Source organism: Paenibacillus sp. 1SOY10, assembly GCF_056836745.1.
The window spans coordinates 502,666-517,792 of record NZ_JBXENK010000002.1 but is presented as its reverse complement, the minus strand read 5'-3'; the positions used below and the strand labels follow the sequence as shown (position 1 = coordinate 517,792).

At 50.4% G+C, this 15,127-nt stretch carries 11 protein-coding genes; 1 reads left to right on the top strand and 10 read right to left on the bottom strand.

Annotation, left to right across the window (positions count from 1 at the left end; genetic code table 11):
• Positions 1-17: 17 nt before the first annotated feature.
• The 8 genes from carB to lspA all read right to left on the bottom strand — a co-directional run bounded on the left by carB (position 18) and on the right by lspA (position 10,535).
• A complete protein-coding gene (gene carB / locus AC1VOR_RS08180; RefSeq protein ID WP_482617123.1) occupies positions 18-3,230 on the bottom strand; it encodes a carbamoyl-phosphate synthase large subunit in 3,213 nt (1,070 codons plus the stop codon).
• 4 nt (positions 3,231-3,234) lie between these two features.
• Complete coding sequence (gene carA / locus AC1VOR_RS08175; protein ID WP_482617121.1) at positions 3,235-4,371, bottom strand: glutamine-hydrolyzing carbamoyl-phosphate synthase small subunit; 1,137 nt, start codon at positions 4,369-4,371, stop codon at positions 3,235-3,237.
• 54 nt (positions 4,372-4,425) lie between these two features.
• Positions 4,426-5,712 carry a dihydroorotase gene (locus AC1VOR_RS08170; RefSeq protein ID WP_482617120.1) on the bottom strand — a complete coding sequence of 429 codons (1,287 nt, stop codon included), beginning with the start codon at positions 5,710-5,712 and terminating at the stop codon, positions 4,426-4,428.
• A 70-nt stretch (positions 5,713-5,782) separates the two neighbouring features.
• Positions 5,783-6,694 carry an aspartate carbamoyltransferase catalytic subunit gene (locus tag AC1VOR_RS08165; protein WP_482617117.1) on the bottom strand — a complete coding sequence of 304 codons (912 nt, stop codon included), beginning with the start codon at positions 6,692-6,694 and terminating at the stop codon, positions 5,783-5,785.
• Positions 6,695-6,696: 2 nt separating this feature from the next.
• Positions 6,697-7,242: a bifunctional pyr operon transcriptional regulator/uracil phosphoribosyltransferase PyrR gene (pyrR, locus tag AC1VOR_RS08160; RefSeq protein WP_482617116.1), complete on the bottom strand. Its 546-nt coding sequence runs from the start codon at positions 7,240-7,242 to the stop codon at positions 6,697-6,699.
• A 450-nt stretch (positions 7,243-7,692) separates the two neighbouring features.
• A complete protein-coding gene (locus AC1VOR_RS08155; protein WP_482617113.1) occupies positions 7,693-8,946 on the bottom strand; it encodes an LL-diaminopimelate aminotransferase in 1,254 nt (417 codons plus the stop codon).
• A gap of 147 nt (positions 8,947-9,093) precedes the next feature.
• Entirely contained in the window at positions 9,094-10,041 is a 948-nt protein-coding gene (locus AC1VOR_RS08150) for an RluA family pseudouridine synthase (protein WP_482617112.1), read from the bottom strand.
• On the bottom strand, positions 10,038-10,535 hold the full coding sequence (gene lspA, locus AC1VOR_RS08145; protein WP_059052199.1) for a signal peptidase II: 498 nt from the start codon (positions 10,533-10,535) through the stop codon (positions 10,038-10,040). The genes AC1VOR_RS08150 and lspA overlap by 4 nt, the downstream gene beginning before the upstream one ends.
• Positions 10,536-10,721: 186 nt before the next feature.
• On the opposite strand from lspA, the gene AC1VOR_RS08140 reads away from it, so the two are divergent.
• Positions 10,722-11,441, top strand: a complete 720-nt coding sequence (locus AC1VOR_RS08140) for a TraR/DksA C4-type zinc finger protein (protein WP_482617110.1) — start codon at positions 10,722-10,724, stop codon at positions 11,439-11,441.
• Positions 11,442-11,480: 39 nt separating this feature from the next.
• Here AC1VOR_RS08140 and AC1VOR_RS08135 read toward each other — a convergent pair whose 3' ends face one another.
• Both AC1VOR_RS08135 and ileS read right to left on the bottom strand, forming a co-directional pair.
• The gene (locus AC1VOR_RS08135) at positions 11,481-11,762 is read right to left on the bottom strand and encodes a DUF5665 domain-containing protein (RefSeq protein ID WP_482617671.1); all 282 of its coding nucleotides are present in this window, start codon (positions 11,760-11,762) and stop codon (positions 11,481-11,483) included.
• 255 nt (positions 11,763-12,017) lie between these two features.
• Positions 12,018-15,110, bottom strand: coding sequence for an isoleucine--tRNA ligase (gene ileS, locus AC1VOR_RS08130; RefSeq protein WP_482617108.1), 3,093 nt, complete (start codon positions 15,108-15,110; stop codon positions 12,018-12,020).
• Between the last annotated feature and the right edge of the window lie 17 nt (positions 15,111-15,127).

Sequence of the window (15,127 nt, the reverse complement as noted above, 5' to 3'; positions counted from 1 at the left end):
TTAGCTTTGAACTTCTTTTATAATGACGGCATTGCTTGGGAGGAGAAGTTAATCGTCTCCAGCATCTCCAGCAAAGCGCGAACCGTATCCAGCGAGGTCATGCAGACTACCCCGTTCTCTACGGCTTCACGGCGAATACGGAAGCCATCCCGTTCCGGTGCCTTGCCCTTGGTCAGTGTATTGATGACAAAGTGGGCTTCCCCATTCCGAATCAGATCCAGAATGTTCGGCACCCCTTCCGACAGCTTGTAGACTGTCGTGACATGAATGCCGGCTTCAATCAAAGCCGAAGCCGTACCGTCGGTCGCAATGATTTGATAGCCTAGCTGGTAGAAGCCACGCAATAGCTCCACCGCTTCTTGTTTATCTTTATCAGCTACCGTTGCAATGATGGCGCCTGTCGCCGGAATTTTCATTCCAGCCCCGATCAAGCCCTTGTACAACGCTTTGGCATATTGCGGATCGCGTCCCATGACTTCCCCGGTGGATTTCATCTCCGGTCCCAAGGTCGGCTCTACCCGGCGCAGCTTGGCGAAGGAGAAGACTGGAACCTTGACCGCTACCTGACTGCTCTCTGGCCATAGGCCGTCCTTGTAGCCCAGATCGCTCAGCTTGGTGCCAAGAATGCACTGCGTTGCCACATTAGCCATCGGTATGTTGGTCACTTTGCTGAGGAATGGCACCGTCCGCGAGGAACGTGGGTTCACCTCGATGACGTACACTTCACCTTTGTAGATGACAAACTGGATATTGACCAGCCCGACCGTGTTCAGTTCGCGGGCAATCTTGATCGTAATAAGCGCAATCTTCTCCTTCAATTCATCGGACAGGTGCTGTGGTGGATAGACAGCGATCGAGTCTCCAGAGTGAATTCCGGCCCGTTCAATATGCTCCATGATCCCCGGAATCAGTACCGTTTCTCCGTCGCAGATCGCATCGACCTCGACTTCCTTGCCCAGCATGTAACGGTCGATCAGCACCGGATGCTGTGGATTGATATTCACCGCTTCTTCCATGTATTTCAGCAACTCGGCATCCGAGTAGACAATCTCCATCGCCCGGCCCCCCAAGACATAGGAAGGTCTGACCAGCACCGGGTAACCCAGTGACTGTGCCGTGCCTACTGCGGCTTCTACCGAAGTTACTGTGCTGCCTTGTGGCTGGGCAATATCCAGGCGTGACAGCAATGCCTCAAACCGTTTGCGGTCCTCCGCTTCATCGATGCTTTCCAGCGATGTTCCTAGAATTCGCACGCCTGCCTCTTGCAGAGGTGCCGCGAGGTTAATCGCTGTCTGTCCACCGAATTGCACGATAACGCCAACCGGCTTCTCTTCGTTGATTACGTTCATAACATCTTCGAAGAACAAAGGCTCGAAGTAGAGACGATCCGAGGTATTGAAGTCCGTAGATACTGTCTCCGGGTTGTTATTAATGATAACCGCTTCGTAGCCGGCCTTCTGAATCGCCCAGACGGCATGCACCGTCGAGTAGTCAAATTCAATCCCTTGCCCGATGCGAATCGGACCGGAGCCAAGTACAACAATCTTCTCCTTATCCGTCCGCAGCACTTCGTTCTCCGTCTCATAGGTAGAGTAGTAATAAGGAGTGGAGGCTTCGAATTCGGCCGCACAAGTATCAACCATTTTGTATACAGGGCGCAAGCCGTGCTCCAGACGGTAGTCTCTAACATCTGCTTCGGCCAAATGCGTGCCGGCCGGCTGAGCCGCAGCCCGAAGCTCGGCAATCGCCCGGTCCGTAAAGCCCAGACGCTTCGCCTGGTACAGCGTATCGTAATCAAGCTGCGCATCACGCGTGATTTCTGCCTCGAAGGCCACCAATCTCTCGATTTTGTCCAGGAACCACCAATCAATCTGGGTCAAATCGTGAATTTGTTGCAGCGTATAACCGCGACGGAAAGCTTCGGCAATCAGGAACAGACGCTCGTCGTCCGCTTTGATGAGCCGCGTGTTCAGCGTCTCGTCATCCAGCTTATCTGCCCCTTTCAAATACAGGCGGTGCGTACCGATTTCCAGCGAGCGAATGGCCTTCTGGATCGATTCCTCGAAGGTTCGGCCAATTGCCATCACCTCGCCAGTTGCCTTCATTTGCGTGCCCAGCTTCCGGTTGGCATGGATGAATTTATCAAACGGCCAACGTGGAATTTTGCTGACGATATAGTCGAGTGTTGGCTCGAAGCAAGCATAGGTTTGCCCAGTCACTGGATTAATGATTTCGTCCAGCGTATAGCCAAGGGCAATCTTGGCTGCCATCTTGGCGATTGGATATCCCGTAGCTTTGGAAGCTAGGGCCGAAGAGCGGCTCACCCGCGGATTCACTTCAATAACATAGTATTGGAAGCTTTGGGGATCCAGCGCAAATTGTACGTTACATCCACCTTCAATGTTAAGCGCACGAATGATCTTGAGCGACGCGGAGCGCAGCATTTGATATTCGCGGTCGGAAAGAGTCTGGCTTGGCGCTACGACAATGCTGTCCCCGGTATGTACACCGACAGGATCGAAGTTCTCCATATTGCAGACCACGATGCAGTTGTCGTTGGCATCCCGCATAACTTCATATTCGACTTCCTTCATGCCAGCAATCGATTTCTCGATCAGGCATTGTCCGATGGGACTGTAGCGAATCCCCGAAGCAACGGTCTCTCGCAGTTCCTCTTCCGTGGCGCAAATACCGCCGCCCGTACCGCCAAGTGTATAAGCTGGCCGCACAATAAGAGGGTACCCAATCTCTTCTGCGAAATTCAGGGCTTCCTCCAGCGTAGTAATAATTGTGCTATCCGGTACCGGTTGCTCCAGTTCACGCATCAGCTCGCGGAACAAGTCCCGATCCTCTGCCTTCTCGATGGAAGTTAACTGTGTTCCCAGCAGCTTCACGTTCTCCCGCTCTAACACGCCTGCACGAGCCAACTCCACAGCCATATTCAAGCCCGTTTGTCCGCCGAGCGTTGGCAACAGACCATCAGGACGTTCCTGACGGATAATCTGCGTAACAAACTCCAGAGTAATCGGCTCGATGTAAACCTTATCGGCCATGTTCGTATCTGTCATGATGGTAGCCGGGTTACTGTTAATCAGCACAACCTCGACGCCTTCTTCTCTAAGGGCCTGACAGGCTTGCGTTCCAGCATAGTCAAACTCGGCCGCCTGACCGATAACGATCGGCCCGGAGCCGATAACGAGAATCTTCTTTAGGTCTTTTTTGATCGGCATGGAATTACAATTCTCCTTTCGCAGCGGCCATAATCTCGGCCTGACGAGGCTTTTGCGGGTACAACCGTTTGTGCTCACGAATCATCTCGATGAATCGATCGAATAGATAGCTATTGTCATATGGTCCCGGAGCTGCCTCTGGGTGGTACTGCACCGAGAATGCCGGATACTTCTTATGTTGCAAGCCTTCTATAGTCTTATCATTATTGTTGATATGCGTAACTTCCAATTCCGTACCGGAGATGGAAGCTTCGTTGACGGTATAACCGTGGTTCTGCGAGGTAATATAGCAGCGTCCTGAGGCCAGTTCTTTCACCGGATGATTGCCACCGCGATGTCCGAATTTCAGCTTCTCGGTATCCGCACCCGAAGCAAGGGCAAACAGTTGATGTCCCAGGCAAATGCCGAAGATCGGATATTCACCAAGCAGTTCGGAGATCATGTCTACGGCATAAGGAACATCCTTCGGGTCCCCAGGTCCATTGGACAATTGGATTCCGTCAGGATGGAGGCGACGAATTTCTTCGGCCGTTGTGTTGTGCGGCACAATCACTACGTCGCAATCCCGTTTGTTCAGTTCGCGCAAAATACCACTTTTCGCCCCGAAGTCTACCAGCACGATCCGCTCCTTGGAGCCCGGGCTACTGTAGACATGTTGTGTCGAGGTTTGCGCCACTTGATTGCGCAGCTCGGAAATGCTTGTTGCGAGCATCATTTCTTGTAGTTCTTCAATCGACTTGGTTGATGTCGTCAAAATCCCTTTCATCGTCCCTTGATGACGAATCAAGCGGGTCAGCATCCGTGTATCAATATCGGTAATGCCGGGAATGCCGTACTCCTTAAGCAGGTCACCCAAATTGTACTGCGCCCGCCAGTTGCTTGGGGTTGGTTCATAACGGCGGACGACAAAGCCGTGGATCGACGGTGCAACGGATTCGAAGTCATCACGCGAAATTCCGTAGTTTCCGATTAGCGGATAGGTCATCGTCACGATTTGACCGCAATAAGATGGATCGGACAGAACCTCTTGGTAGCCTGTAATCCCTGTATTAAAAACGACTTCGCCGGTTTTGTCCCCTTCTGCTCCAAACGAGGTTCCGGTAAACAACGTGCCGTCCTCCAACAACAATCTTGCCTGCATCTTTCAGCACTCCTTTATGCATCACTTTTAAAGGTATTTATATCTTGTCTTCAATCACTCCGACCAAACGAGCTTGCCCTTGACGATGGTCGCCACAGGCCAGCCCTTCAGCTTCCAGCTAGTGAACGGGGTATTGCGTCCCTTGGAGGCAAAGGTCTCTGGATCAACCGCTCGTTCTTGCTCCAGATCCACAATCGTTAAGTCGGCTTTCGCACCTGGCTCCAATTTCCCTGTACTTAATCCAAAGACGCGAGCGGGATCGGCTGTCATCCGTCCGACCAGGAAATCCAGACTCCAGCGTCCTTCTGCGACAAACTTGGTGTACAGCAGCGGGAAGGCTGTCTCGAAGCCAACAATGCCGAACGGTGCAAGTTGCATGCCCTTGGCCTTCTCCTCCGCACTATGCGGAGCGTGGTCGGTCACCACGATGTCGATGGTTCCATCCTCCAGCGCAGCAATACAGGCTTCCACATCCCGCTTGGAACGCAGGGGGGGATTCATTTTCCAGTTGGCATCCAGTTCAGGAATGTCTTCTTCCGAGAGTAGCAAATGGTGCGGGCATACCTCTGCTGTGACACGGATGCCGATTTCCTTGGCCTGACGAATCAGGCGAATCGACTGCTCGGTACTAACATGGCATACATGATAATGCACCCCGGTTGCTTCTGCCAGCAGAATGTCCCGACCGACATGAATCGCCTCCGATTCGTTCGGAATCCCCTTCAGCCCATGCTTGCGGGCAAATTCCCCTTCAGCCACCGGCGCGCCTTCCACCAGCGAATTATCCTCGCAGTGCGCAATGACCGGCATATCCAGGGAAGCAGCCAGCTTCATAGCATCCTTCATCATCTGCGCGTTTTGCACACCAACACCATCATCCGTGAAGCCGATGGCTCCTGCGGCTTTTAATGCCGCAAAGTCGGTAAGCTCCCGGCCCAGCTCGCTTTTGGTGATCGCCGCATAGGGTAGCACGTTAACGAAACCCGCTGCATCCCCTTTTTGCTTGACCATACTGACCGTTTCCGGGTTATCCGTAACTGGCTTCGTATTCGGCATACAAGCGATTGTAGTGAATCCTCCCTTGGCCGCTGAACGTGAACCCGTCTCAATCGTTTCCTTATGCTCAAAACCCGGCTCCCGCAAATGCACATGCATATCGATGAAGCCTGGAGTCACCAGCTTGCCTTTGGCATCCAGCACCTGTGTAGCCCCATCTACCGGAGTTCCATCCTCCCTAACTCGCTCGATACTGACGATCAAGCCATTTTCTATCGTAATCCGGGAGAGTTCCTGCTCCCCGTGTCCATTCAAAATGTTTGCATTATCGATTATAAAGCTCATCCCTGTACCCTCCGCTCTAATACGTTCCGATTTCATCCTCACGCCCACTCGTCCGTCATCGGGCAAAAGTCTACAATAACGCTCGCTCCATGACCGCCATACGAATGGGTACGCCGTTCTGCATCTGTTTGAAAATCCGTGACTGCGGATGTTCCACAACCGCATCATCAATTTCCACACCCCGGTTGACTGGAGCCGGATGCATAATTAGGGCGTGTGGGGCCAGCCGTCCGGCCCGTTCTTCGGTTAGTCCATATTGCATACGGTAATCTTCTGTCGAGCTAAAAATGCCGACATGATGCCGTTCCAATTGAACTCTGAGCATCATCACCACATCGGCACAGAGCGCTTCATCCATCGTGACGTAAGGCGCGTAGGCTGAGAGCTCCGGAGCCTGCATATTTTGCGGTGCACAAAGCTTGACCTCGGCCCCGAACTTCTGCAGGGCCCACAGATTAGAGCGGGCTACCCGGCTATGCTGAATGTCCCCGATAATGGACACCTTCAGGCCGCTTAATTCTCCAAATTGCTGCTTCATCGTATACAGATCCAGTAAGGCTTGCGTAGGGTGCTCGTTATTGCCATCCCCGGCATTCACCAGAGGCACACTCACCTTATTCGCCAGCTCAGCTAGCATACCGATGGGCTTCAAGCGAATGACTCCAGCATCGATTCCCATAGATTCCAGCGTCCGCACCGTATCATATATCGATTCGCCCTTCTCCACGCTGGAAGCCGCGGCCGCAAAGTTCAACACTTGAGCGTCAAGCCGCTTTTCTGCCATTTCGAAGGAAAACCGGGTTCGCGTACTATTCTCAAAAAACATGTTAGCTACAAATGAATCCTTCAGCACCGGAATCATTTTCTCTTCTCTTGCATCCCAATAGGCTGCCCGATTCAGGATGGAGTTGATCTCATCCGCACTTAAATCCTTCAGCCCCAGAAGGCTGCGCTCTTTCACCGCGTTCGCTGTCATTCCCATGCTCAGTTCCCCTCCCGCGTATGCAGGATACGAACCATGTCACTGCCATCCTGCTCTGTCAGGAGCACTTCTATTTCTTCTGAGCGTGAGGTTGGAACATTCTTCCCGATGTAATCAGCTCGTATCGGCAATTCCCGATGTCCCCGGTCAGCCAGCACCGCAAGTTGAATCGATTCCGGCCGCCCGCAATCCATGATGGCATCCATCGCCGCGCGGATGGTGCGTCCCGTGTAGAGAACATCATCCAACAGGATGACTTTCTTCCCATGAATGGAGACCGGGAAGGTCGCTTTACTCGTTCCGCGTACCGAGCTCTCCGTGTCATCGCGATAATTCCTTACATCCAGCTCTCCCCATGGAATGGCCTTTCCCTCTATGCTCTCCAGCCGCTCAGCTAACCGCTTCGCCAGATGCACCCCTCTGGTTTTGATCCCTGCCAGCACACAACCTTCAATTCCTTTATTACGTTCCAAAATTTCATGTGCAATTCTTGTCAATGCCCTCCGAATCGCCGTTTCATCCATAATGATATGACTTTCGATGCTCACAGCTTACGACCTCCTTAAGGACGATGTTCACCTAGTTCGGGTCCGTGATGGCGCATAAAAAAGACTCCTTGCCTGATTCGGGCAAGGAGTCCTCAGTCATAGTATGACCATGACTGTCACGTGGGTCTTGGGCAGAATCGCTGCATATGAGCGTAGTCTACCCCATTTCCCCATTCACGTTACCTTGCCAGCCTCACGGGACTGAATTAAAGGTGCTTATGATTTACATGAATTATGACAGAAGGAGGTTAGCCTGTCAAGACGCCCGGCCGGAAAATATACGTAAGCCGTAAGTATCATAAACTCGCTTTATGCTAATAATTATACATTTTAAGTTATATTTATTCAACTATATTTTATAGTGTATGGGGTTCCGTTGCATAAAATAAAAAAAGAGCTGCCTCAGGTCTGAAAAAGACCCCTTGAAGGCAACTCTCAAGCTACTTCACACTAAAAAATAAACTTCACTTCGCCCAAACGACGTTTGATTTCTGAGATAACACGACGTTCCTCTTCTTCGCCATGCGCAATGAAGGTCACAGAGAAGCGTACATAATGTCCGGCATCATCCCACGGTACCGTCGAAATTAACTTCTCACGGATTAAATACTGGGAGAAATCTTCAGCCGTAGCAAAGGTAGGGCCACCCTCTACACCACTCGGAGCCTTCACGTACAAGAAGAACGAACCTTTCGGCTTCTTGGCGGTAAATCCCAAGTCATTTAATGCAGCAACCAGCAGCTCATGCCGACGGGAATATTTAGCCGCAATCTTCTCCGTAATCTCGGGATGCTCAAGCCCGTACGCCCCCGCCTTCTGAATAGCAATGAATTGGCCGGAATCATTATTATCCTTCACGTCGCTGAAGGCCTTGACAATCAACGGATTACCGGCAACAAATCCAATTCTCCAACCCGTCATGTTATAAGACTTGGACAAGGAATGAAGCTCAACGCCCACATCCTTCGCTCCAGGCACGGATAAGAAGCTGAGCGGCTTTACCCCATCATAGGTCAATGCTGAATACGGAGCATCATGCACGACAATAACATGATATTTCTTAGCCCAATCCACCACTTTGGCGAAAAATTCCGGTGTTGCGCTTGCTCCAGTCGGATTGTTAGGGTAATTCAGATACAGCAACTTTGCCTTCTCGGCAATCTCCCCCGGAATGGCATCCAGATCCGGAAGGAATTGATTCTCTTCCGTCAACGGAACGGTATACACCTGACCACCCAGATATTTGGTATGTGTACCGATAACCGGATATCCGGGAACCGTCATAATCGTGATATCTCCTGGGTTAATGAAGCAAGACGGAAGCATGGCAATCGCTGGCTTTGAACCAATGGAATGCACAACCTCCGTTACCGGGTCAATACCCTCTACGCCAAACACCTCATGCAAATAGGTGGCAGCAGCCTCTTTAAACTCCGGAATACCGTTATCAGCGTAGCCGCGATTTTCCGGCTTAGCTGCTTCTTCGGCTAGCTTGGCAACGATGCCAGCATCCGCCATATCGTCAGGTTCACCAACACCCATATCAATTAATTCAACGTCTGGAAAATCTTTTTTTGCCGCGGCCTTAGCCCGTTTTATCTTCTCAAATTTATAAATAGCGGTATCTTTACCATAGTTCGATCCGCCAATTCGTTCTGCAAATTGCTGCTGAATGTAGGTCTCTTGCCCGTTCAACGTACTCATATCAAAGTTCCACTCCTTCATATCATAAAAAAAATCTGCGCAATATAAATATGCAGGAAGCGGAATCAATATTGAATGGATTAATCACCTGATCGTTTGTACTATTTGATCAGGCTGTCTCCTGGACATGTACATTCCGAAGCTATCTTAACGATTCCTAAGCGATACTAATAAAGCTTCCATATCCTCGGGAATCGGAGCTGAATACTCCAGATACCGTGCATCCTCGGGATGTTCAAATCCCAGCACAGCCGCATGCAACGCCTGACCGTTCATCTTAATCCCCTTACTTCGTCCATAGAGTGGGTCTCCCACCAGCGGATGACCGATAAACTTCATGTGTACGCGGATTTGGTGAGTACGACCAGTCTCCAGCTTCAGCTCCAGCAAGGTGTAATCCCCAAAGCGTTCAACAACGTGAAAATGCGTAATTGCCTGCTTGCTGTTGCGCTCAATAACGGTATACATCTTGCGATCCTGTGGGTCACGCCCGATTGGCGCATCCACTGTACCCTGATCATGACTTACGTTGCCATGCACCAGTGCGAAATATTTTCTGGTCACGGAATGTTCCTTCAATTGAGACGCCAGCGACGCGTGAGCCTTATCATTCTTGGCTGCCATAATTAGCCCTGACGTATCCTTATCAATCCGATGCACAATCCCCGGACGCAGTTCACCATTGATGCCGGATAGATCGCGGCAATGAAACATCAAGGCATTCACCAAGGTCCCGCAGGCATGTCCTGGAGCGGGATGCACGACCATTCCCCGCTGCTTATTAACCACGATGACATCCCGGTCTTCATAATAAATATCAAGCGGGATATCCTCTGGTTCAATCTCTGTGGCTTCAGCTTCGGGTACGGTTAGACAAATCACGTCTCCTGAAGTGAGCTTATAATTGGTCTTCACAGAAGTGCCGTTAACAACAAGGTTTCCCGCCTCAATCCACAATTGAATTTGGCTACGGGATACCTCTTCGCCTAACTGCTGCTTCACGTATTTATCAATTCGTTCCTTGGCTTCGGCAGGACTGACTACCCACTCCAGTTGCTCATCTGCTTCTGCCTCATAGGGCTTACTTGAACTCATACCTTCTCCTCATGATCTTGCTGCGCTGCTGCAATTTGCTTCTCCCGGCGAATCTCCATCAACGAATCCAGAATGATCAAGGCTACGCCCACCACGATGCAGGAGTCTGCCACGTTGAAGATCGGAAATGTATAATTACCGAAATTAAACTGGAGAAAATCCACGACTTCGCCGCTTATAGCCCGGTCCAGGAAATTGCCAATGGCACCGCCCAGCACGAGAGACAACGCTGTAGGCAGCATTTTATTAGGCTGATGCTTCACTTTTTGCAAATACCAAATAATTCCGATTACGACCACGGTTGTTATTACGATAAAGAACCAGCGCTGATCCTGCAAAATGCCGAATGCGGCGCCCCGGTTGCGATGGGACGTAATCAGAAAGAAATCACCGATGACCGGAATTTGCTCTCCGATGGTCAAACGGGTTGCGATCAAGTATTTTGTCCCCTGATCAATGAGAAACACAATTAATGCAATCAAGAAATATACCACGCGGCAAGTCACCTCGTTTTTCATTTCCTGTCCGCGTGAAGCGGCAGGATGTTCCACGTTCAAGCCTTGTTTATTGTAGCACAGCGGGAATTGGCCCGTCCATGCGCGAAAGGTTTTTCCTTAGGTATTTCGTCTTGATTCTGTGCAAAATATCCGTAGATATAGAACGAAAGGAGCAGCAAGCTTATGTCTCATTTAACAGCAACTCAACTGGAACAGCTTACAGCTAAGCTGACCGTAACCCATGACTCCCTTGTTCATCAGCAGCAAGACGGCCAACGTCATGGAATAGCAAGCTCCCTGCGTGATCAAACAGATGAATTAAGCGTTATTGATAACCATCCCGCTGATCTTGGCTCGGAAATGTACGAACGTGGTAAGGATTTGGCTTTGGCAGAACACCAACAATTGCACCTTACCCGTATCGAGGACGCCATGAAGCGGCTTGAGGATGGAAGCTACGGTACTTGCACCGTCTGCGGTCGTCCCATCGAATTTGAACGGCTTGAAGCTATCCCCGAAACAGCTTATTGCTTAGAACATAGTCCGCAAACCTCGGTTTCCACCAGCCGTCCGGTGGAGGAGATTATCTTGGCCCCTTCATTTGGACGAACAAATCTGGATGATCGGGACGACCAGAATGGCTTCGACGGTGAGGATACCTGGCAGGCGCTGGAGCGCTTTGGCACGTCTGGCGTTCCCGCCATCATTGAAAACTCGGATATGGCTGAATACAATGAGCTTGAGAACGAAAGCCCCACCGAGTTGGAGGGGTTCGTAGAGCCTTATGAGAGCTTCATCGCCACCGATATTTATGGTCAGCACGCCTGCTTTTACCGCAACCATGCTTATCGCCAGCATATGGATGCCGAAGAACATCTAGAGAGCGAAGACTCCTTGGAATAATCAAGGCTCCCTGGGAAGACGACTTTTTGAACAACCTCTTTAATAATCAAGCTCAAGCTGTCTTTGCACAATCCGTACAATGTCAGCGATGTAATCACCGATAATCGGCAAATTAAGTGCTCCTAAGATTTGAAGCACATAAATGATGGTAGCCGCAAAAAAGGTGAACCCTATCGCAATTCCAACGCCGCGGGCTGTGCCGGATATCAGGTTCAGCCAAACCAGACGCCAGGGACGATTCAGCAGCTCCGTATATTCGGCAATACGTGATTTCTCCAATTGCCTAGTCCATTTCAACGTCAGACGATAAATTGCATTCATTTGTTCTTCGGGATTTTCCGGGTATTCGGCTGGTGGTTCGATAGGTGTTTGTTGACTACGAGTCATTAGCTTCCCCTCCCCATAAATGGCCGCAAGATTTTCCCTTTATTAGCGCAAACGAGCCCGGCTCTCTGCCATGCAGAGATTTACCCAGGGCTCATTTGCATACTTTTAGTACATGTTCAACCTTTATCTATTATGTTCCACCTGAAACAGACCCATGCAGCCCAGTAGCACGTCGTTACAGGCTAAGCATCAATGAATCCAAAGCTGGATTGTCTTCTGGCCAAGATCGGCCGTTTCCGGTTTTCCTTCCGCCTTCCCGAAGGTAAGCTCATTAACCAATACATTCTCCCGCAATACATGTTCAAAGGCCTGAATAGCCGCCTTCAACTCATCATCTACATCCAGGGTAAGCTGGACGCGCTTCTCGATGGCCAAATCAAGCTTCTTGCGCGTATCCTGCACGGCACGCACCACTTCGCGAACCCAACCCTCCTGCTCCAATTCAGGAGTGATATCTGTATTCAGCGCCACCGTCAATCCATATCCCGAAGCTGAAGCAAAACCCGGTTTGGCTTGCTTTTCGATCAGCAACTCTTCCGCCGTTACCGTTAGCTCTTCACCATCCGCAGATACAATGGAGAATTGCCCCTGGTCCACGATTGCCCGAGTCTGCTCAGCCTCAAGCCCCTTCAGATAACCCTGCAAAAAGCCGACATTCTTGCCGTATTTTTTACCAGCCACCTTTAAATTGAGCTTCAGGGTGAAATCAACAAAGCCGCTGTCGCTATGTTCAATCTCGATCGCCTTGACATTGATCTCTTCCTTAATGATCTCCTCGTATTCTTCAACCGCAAAATGACGATCCATGGAGACAATCAAGCTGGACAAAGGCTGGCGTGTCTTGATGCCACTCTCGTTGCGGACATTGCGAGCAAGCTCAACAATTTGCCGTGCGCTTTCCATATCTTGCTCTAGCTCCAAATCGATCAAAGTCTCATCCGGCTCTGGATAATTCGCCAAATGCACACTCTCTCCACCACCGAGATTAGTAAAGATATCCTCAGCGATCATCGGCGCAAACGGAGCAATCAGCTTAGAGACAGTCAGCAATACATGGATGAGTGTCTGATAGGCCGATACTTTATCTTCACCCAGACCACTTCCCCAGAAACGATCACGCGACCGGCGGATATACCAGTTACTCAATTCGTCGACGAAACCTTCAATAGCTTGCGCAGCATTTACATAATCATTAACCGCAAGTCCCTTATCAATAACAGGAATCAGACTATTTAACCGTGAAAGAATCCAACGATCCAGCTTATTGCTGGATGGACGATACGGATGCTCCTCCGGTTTGTAACCGTCAATACCCGCATACAGCGTCAGGAAAGCATGAGTATTAACCAAAGTATCAATCACCTTCGATTTGGCTTCACCCACAATTCCCTTCGAGAACCGTTTGCTGTTCCAAGGTGCGCTATCGGACAGCAAGGCCCAACGGAACGCATCCGTACCAAACTCGTTGATGATCTCCCAAGGGTCGATCACGTTCCCTTTGGATTTGGACATCTTCTGTCCGTTCTCGTCCAACACATGTCCTGTGGCAATGACCGCTTTGTATGGTGCCTTGCCGGTATATAACGTAGATACGGCGAGCAAGCTGTAGAACCAACCGCGCGTCTGATCGATCCCTTCGCAAATCATATCGGCCGGGTATTGCTCCTGGAAGGTCTCCTCATTCTCAAACGGATGATGATGCTGCGCGAACGGCATCGAGCCACTGTCGAACCACACATCAATAACTTCGCTTGTACGCGTCATTACACCGCTCTCGCAATGTGGACAACGTACCTGGACTTCATCCACGTATGGCTTATGCAACTCAAGATCTTCGCTGATCTCGCCTACGGCATGTTCGCGAAGCTCCTGTAAGCTGTGTGGCGCGAATTGTTCTCCACAATCCGAACATACCCACACATTAAGCGGCGTGCCCCAATAACGGTTCCGGCTAATGTTCCAATCGACCAATTCTTCAAGGAATTTACCAAAGCGTCCTTCGCGGACATGTCCGGGATACCATTCAACCGAATTGTTGTTGGCAATCAACTGATCCTTAACAGCGGTCGTTTCAATGAACCAACTCTCCATCGCGTAGTAGAGCAGCGGCGATTTGCAGCGCCAGCAGAATGGATAGCTGTGCTCGTATTTTTCCTTGCTATATAGCAAACCTTGCTCCGATAACATCTTCACAATATCAAGGTCGCAATCCTTCACAAAGCGCCCGGCAAAATCTGTAACCTCATCCGTGTACCGGCCTTGACCGTTCACCACACTGACGAAGCTGATACCGTTCTCGCGACAAACACGATAGTCGTCCTCGCCATGAGCCGGTGCCATATGCACGATTCCCGTACCGCTTGCATCTGTTACGAACGAAGCGCCTACGATCACGTTGATTTTATCTGCTTTGATGTAGCCAAATGGTGGTGTGTAGGTTTTGCCAATAAATTCGGCTCCCCGATGAGTCGACAACACCGTGTAATCGCCCTTCATCACTTTCTCAACCAGGTTCTTGGCCACAATGTACACACCATCTTCTTGCTGCACCTTGGCATATTCCATCTCGGGATTCATCGCCAGCGCTACGTGAGCCGGCAATGTCCATGGAGTAGTGGTCCAAGCCAGCACGTATTCGCCGGAATCCTGAAGCTTGAACTTGGCGGTAGCACTAAGGTCCTTCACATCCTCATAGCCCTGTGCAACTTCATGAGAACTCAGGGATGTCTGACAACAAGGACAATATGGGCTAACCCGATGCCCACGATATAACAATCCCTTATCATGAATCGTCGCCAGAATGTTCCAGACGCTCTCGATATAGCTATTATTAAGGGTAATATAAGGGTCATCCAAGTCTGTCCAATAGGCGATGGCTTCGGTGAATTCACGCCATTGCTTCTCATAGCCAAACACGCTGTCCTTACATTTCTTGACGAACGCTTCAATGCCGTATTTCTCAATCTCCTGCTTCCCGGAAATGCCCAGTTCCTTCTCAACCCCAAGTTCAACCGGCAAGCCATGCGTATCCCATCCCGCTTTACGAACAACCCGGTAGCCCTTCATCGTCTGGTAGCGACCGACAAAATCCTTGATGACACGTCCCAACACATGACCGATGTGCGGTAAGCCATTGGCCGTAGGTGGACCCTCGTAAAATACATAATTCGGCCGATCCTTGCGGTTCTCAATGCTCCGCTTGAACGTATCCTCCCGATTCCATTTGTCCAAAATCCGCAGGTCGCGCGTACGCGCATGTTCTCTGACATCCACTTTTTTCATGTTTTCGCTTCCTTTCA

Bases quoted from the DNA above. Each gene is read 5' to 3' on its own strand.
- ileS (WP_482617108.1), bottom strand. From the start codon at position 15,110: ATGAAAAAAGTGGATGTCAGAGAACATGCGCGTACGCGCGACCTGCGG.
- carA (WP_482617121.1), bottom strand. From the start codon at position 4,371: ATGCAGGCAAGATTGTTGTTGGAGGACGGCACGTTGTTTACCGGAACC.
- AC1VOR_RS08150 (WP_482617112.1), bottom strand. From the start codon at position 10,041: ATGAGTTCAAGTAAGCCCTATGAGGCAGAAGCAGATGAGCAACTGGAG.
- AC1VOR_RS08140 (WP_482617110.1), top strand. From the start codon at position 10,722: ATGTCTCATTTAACAGCAACTCAACTGGAACAGCTTACAGCTAAGCTG.
- AC1VOR_RS08165 (WP_482617117.1), bottom strand. From the start codon at position 6,694: ATGGGAATGACAGCGAACGCGGTGAAAGAGCGCAGCCTTCTGGGGCTG.
- AC1VOR_RS08170 (WP_482617120.1), bottom strand. From the start codon at position 5,712: ATGAGCTTTATAATCGATAATGCAAACATTTTGAATGGACACGGGGAG.
- AC1VOR_RS08135 (WP_482617671.1), bottom strand. From the start codon at position 11,762: ATGAATGCAATTTATCGTCTGACGTTGAAATGGACTAGGCAATTGGAG.
- AC1VOR_RS08155 (WP_482617113.1), bottom strand. From the start codon at position 8,946: ATGAGTACGTTGAACGGGCAAGAGACCTACATTCAGCAGCAATTTGCA.
- carB (WP_482617123.1), bottom strand. From the start codon at position 3,230: ATGCCGATCAAAAAAGACCTAAAGAAGATTCTCGTTATCGGCTCCGGG.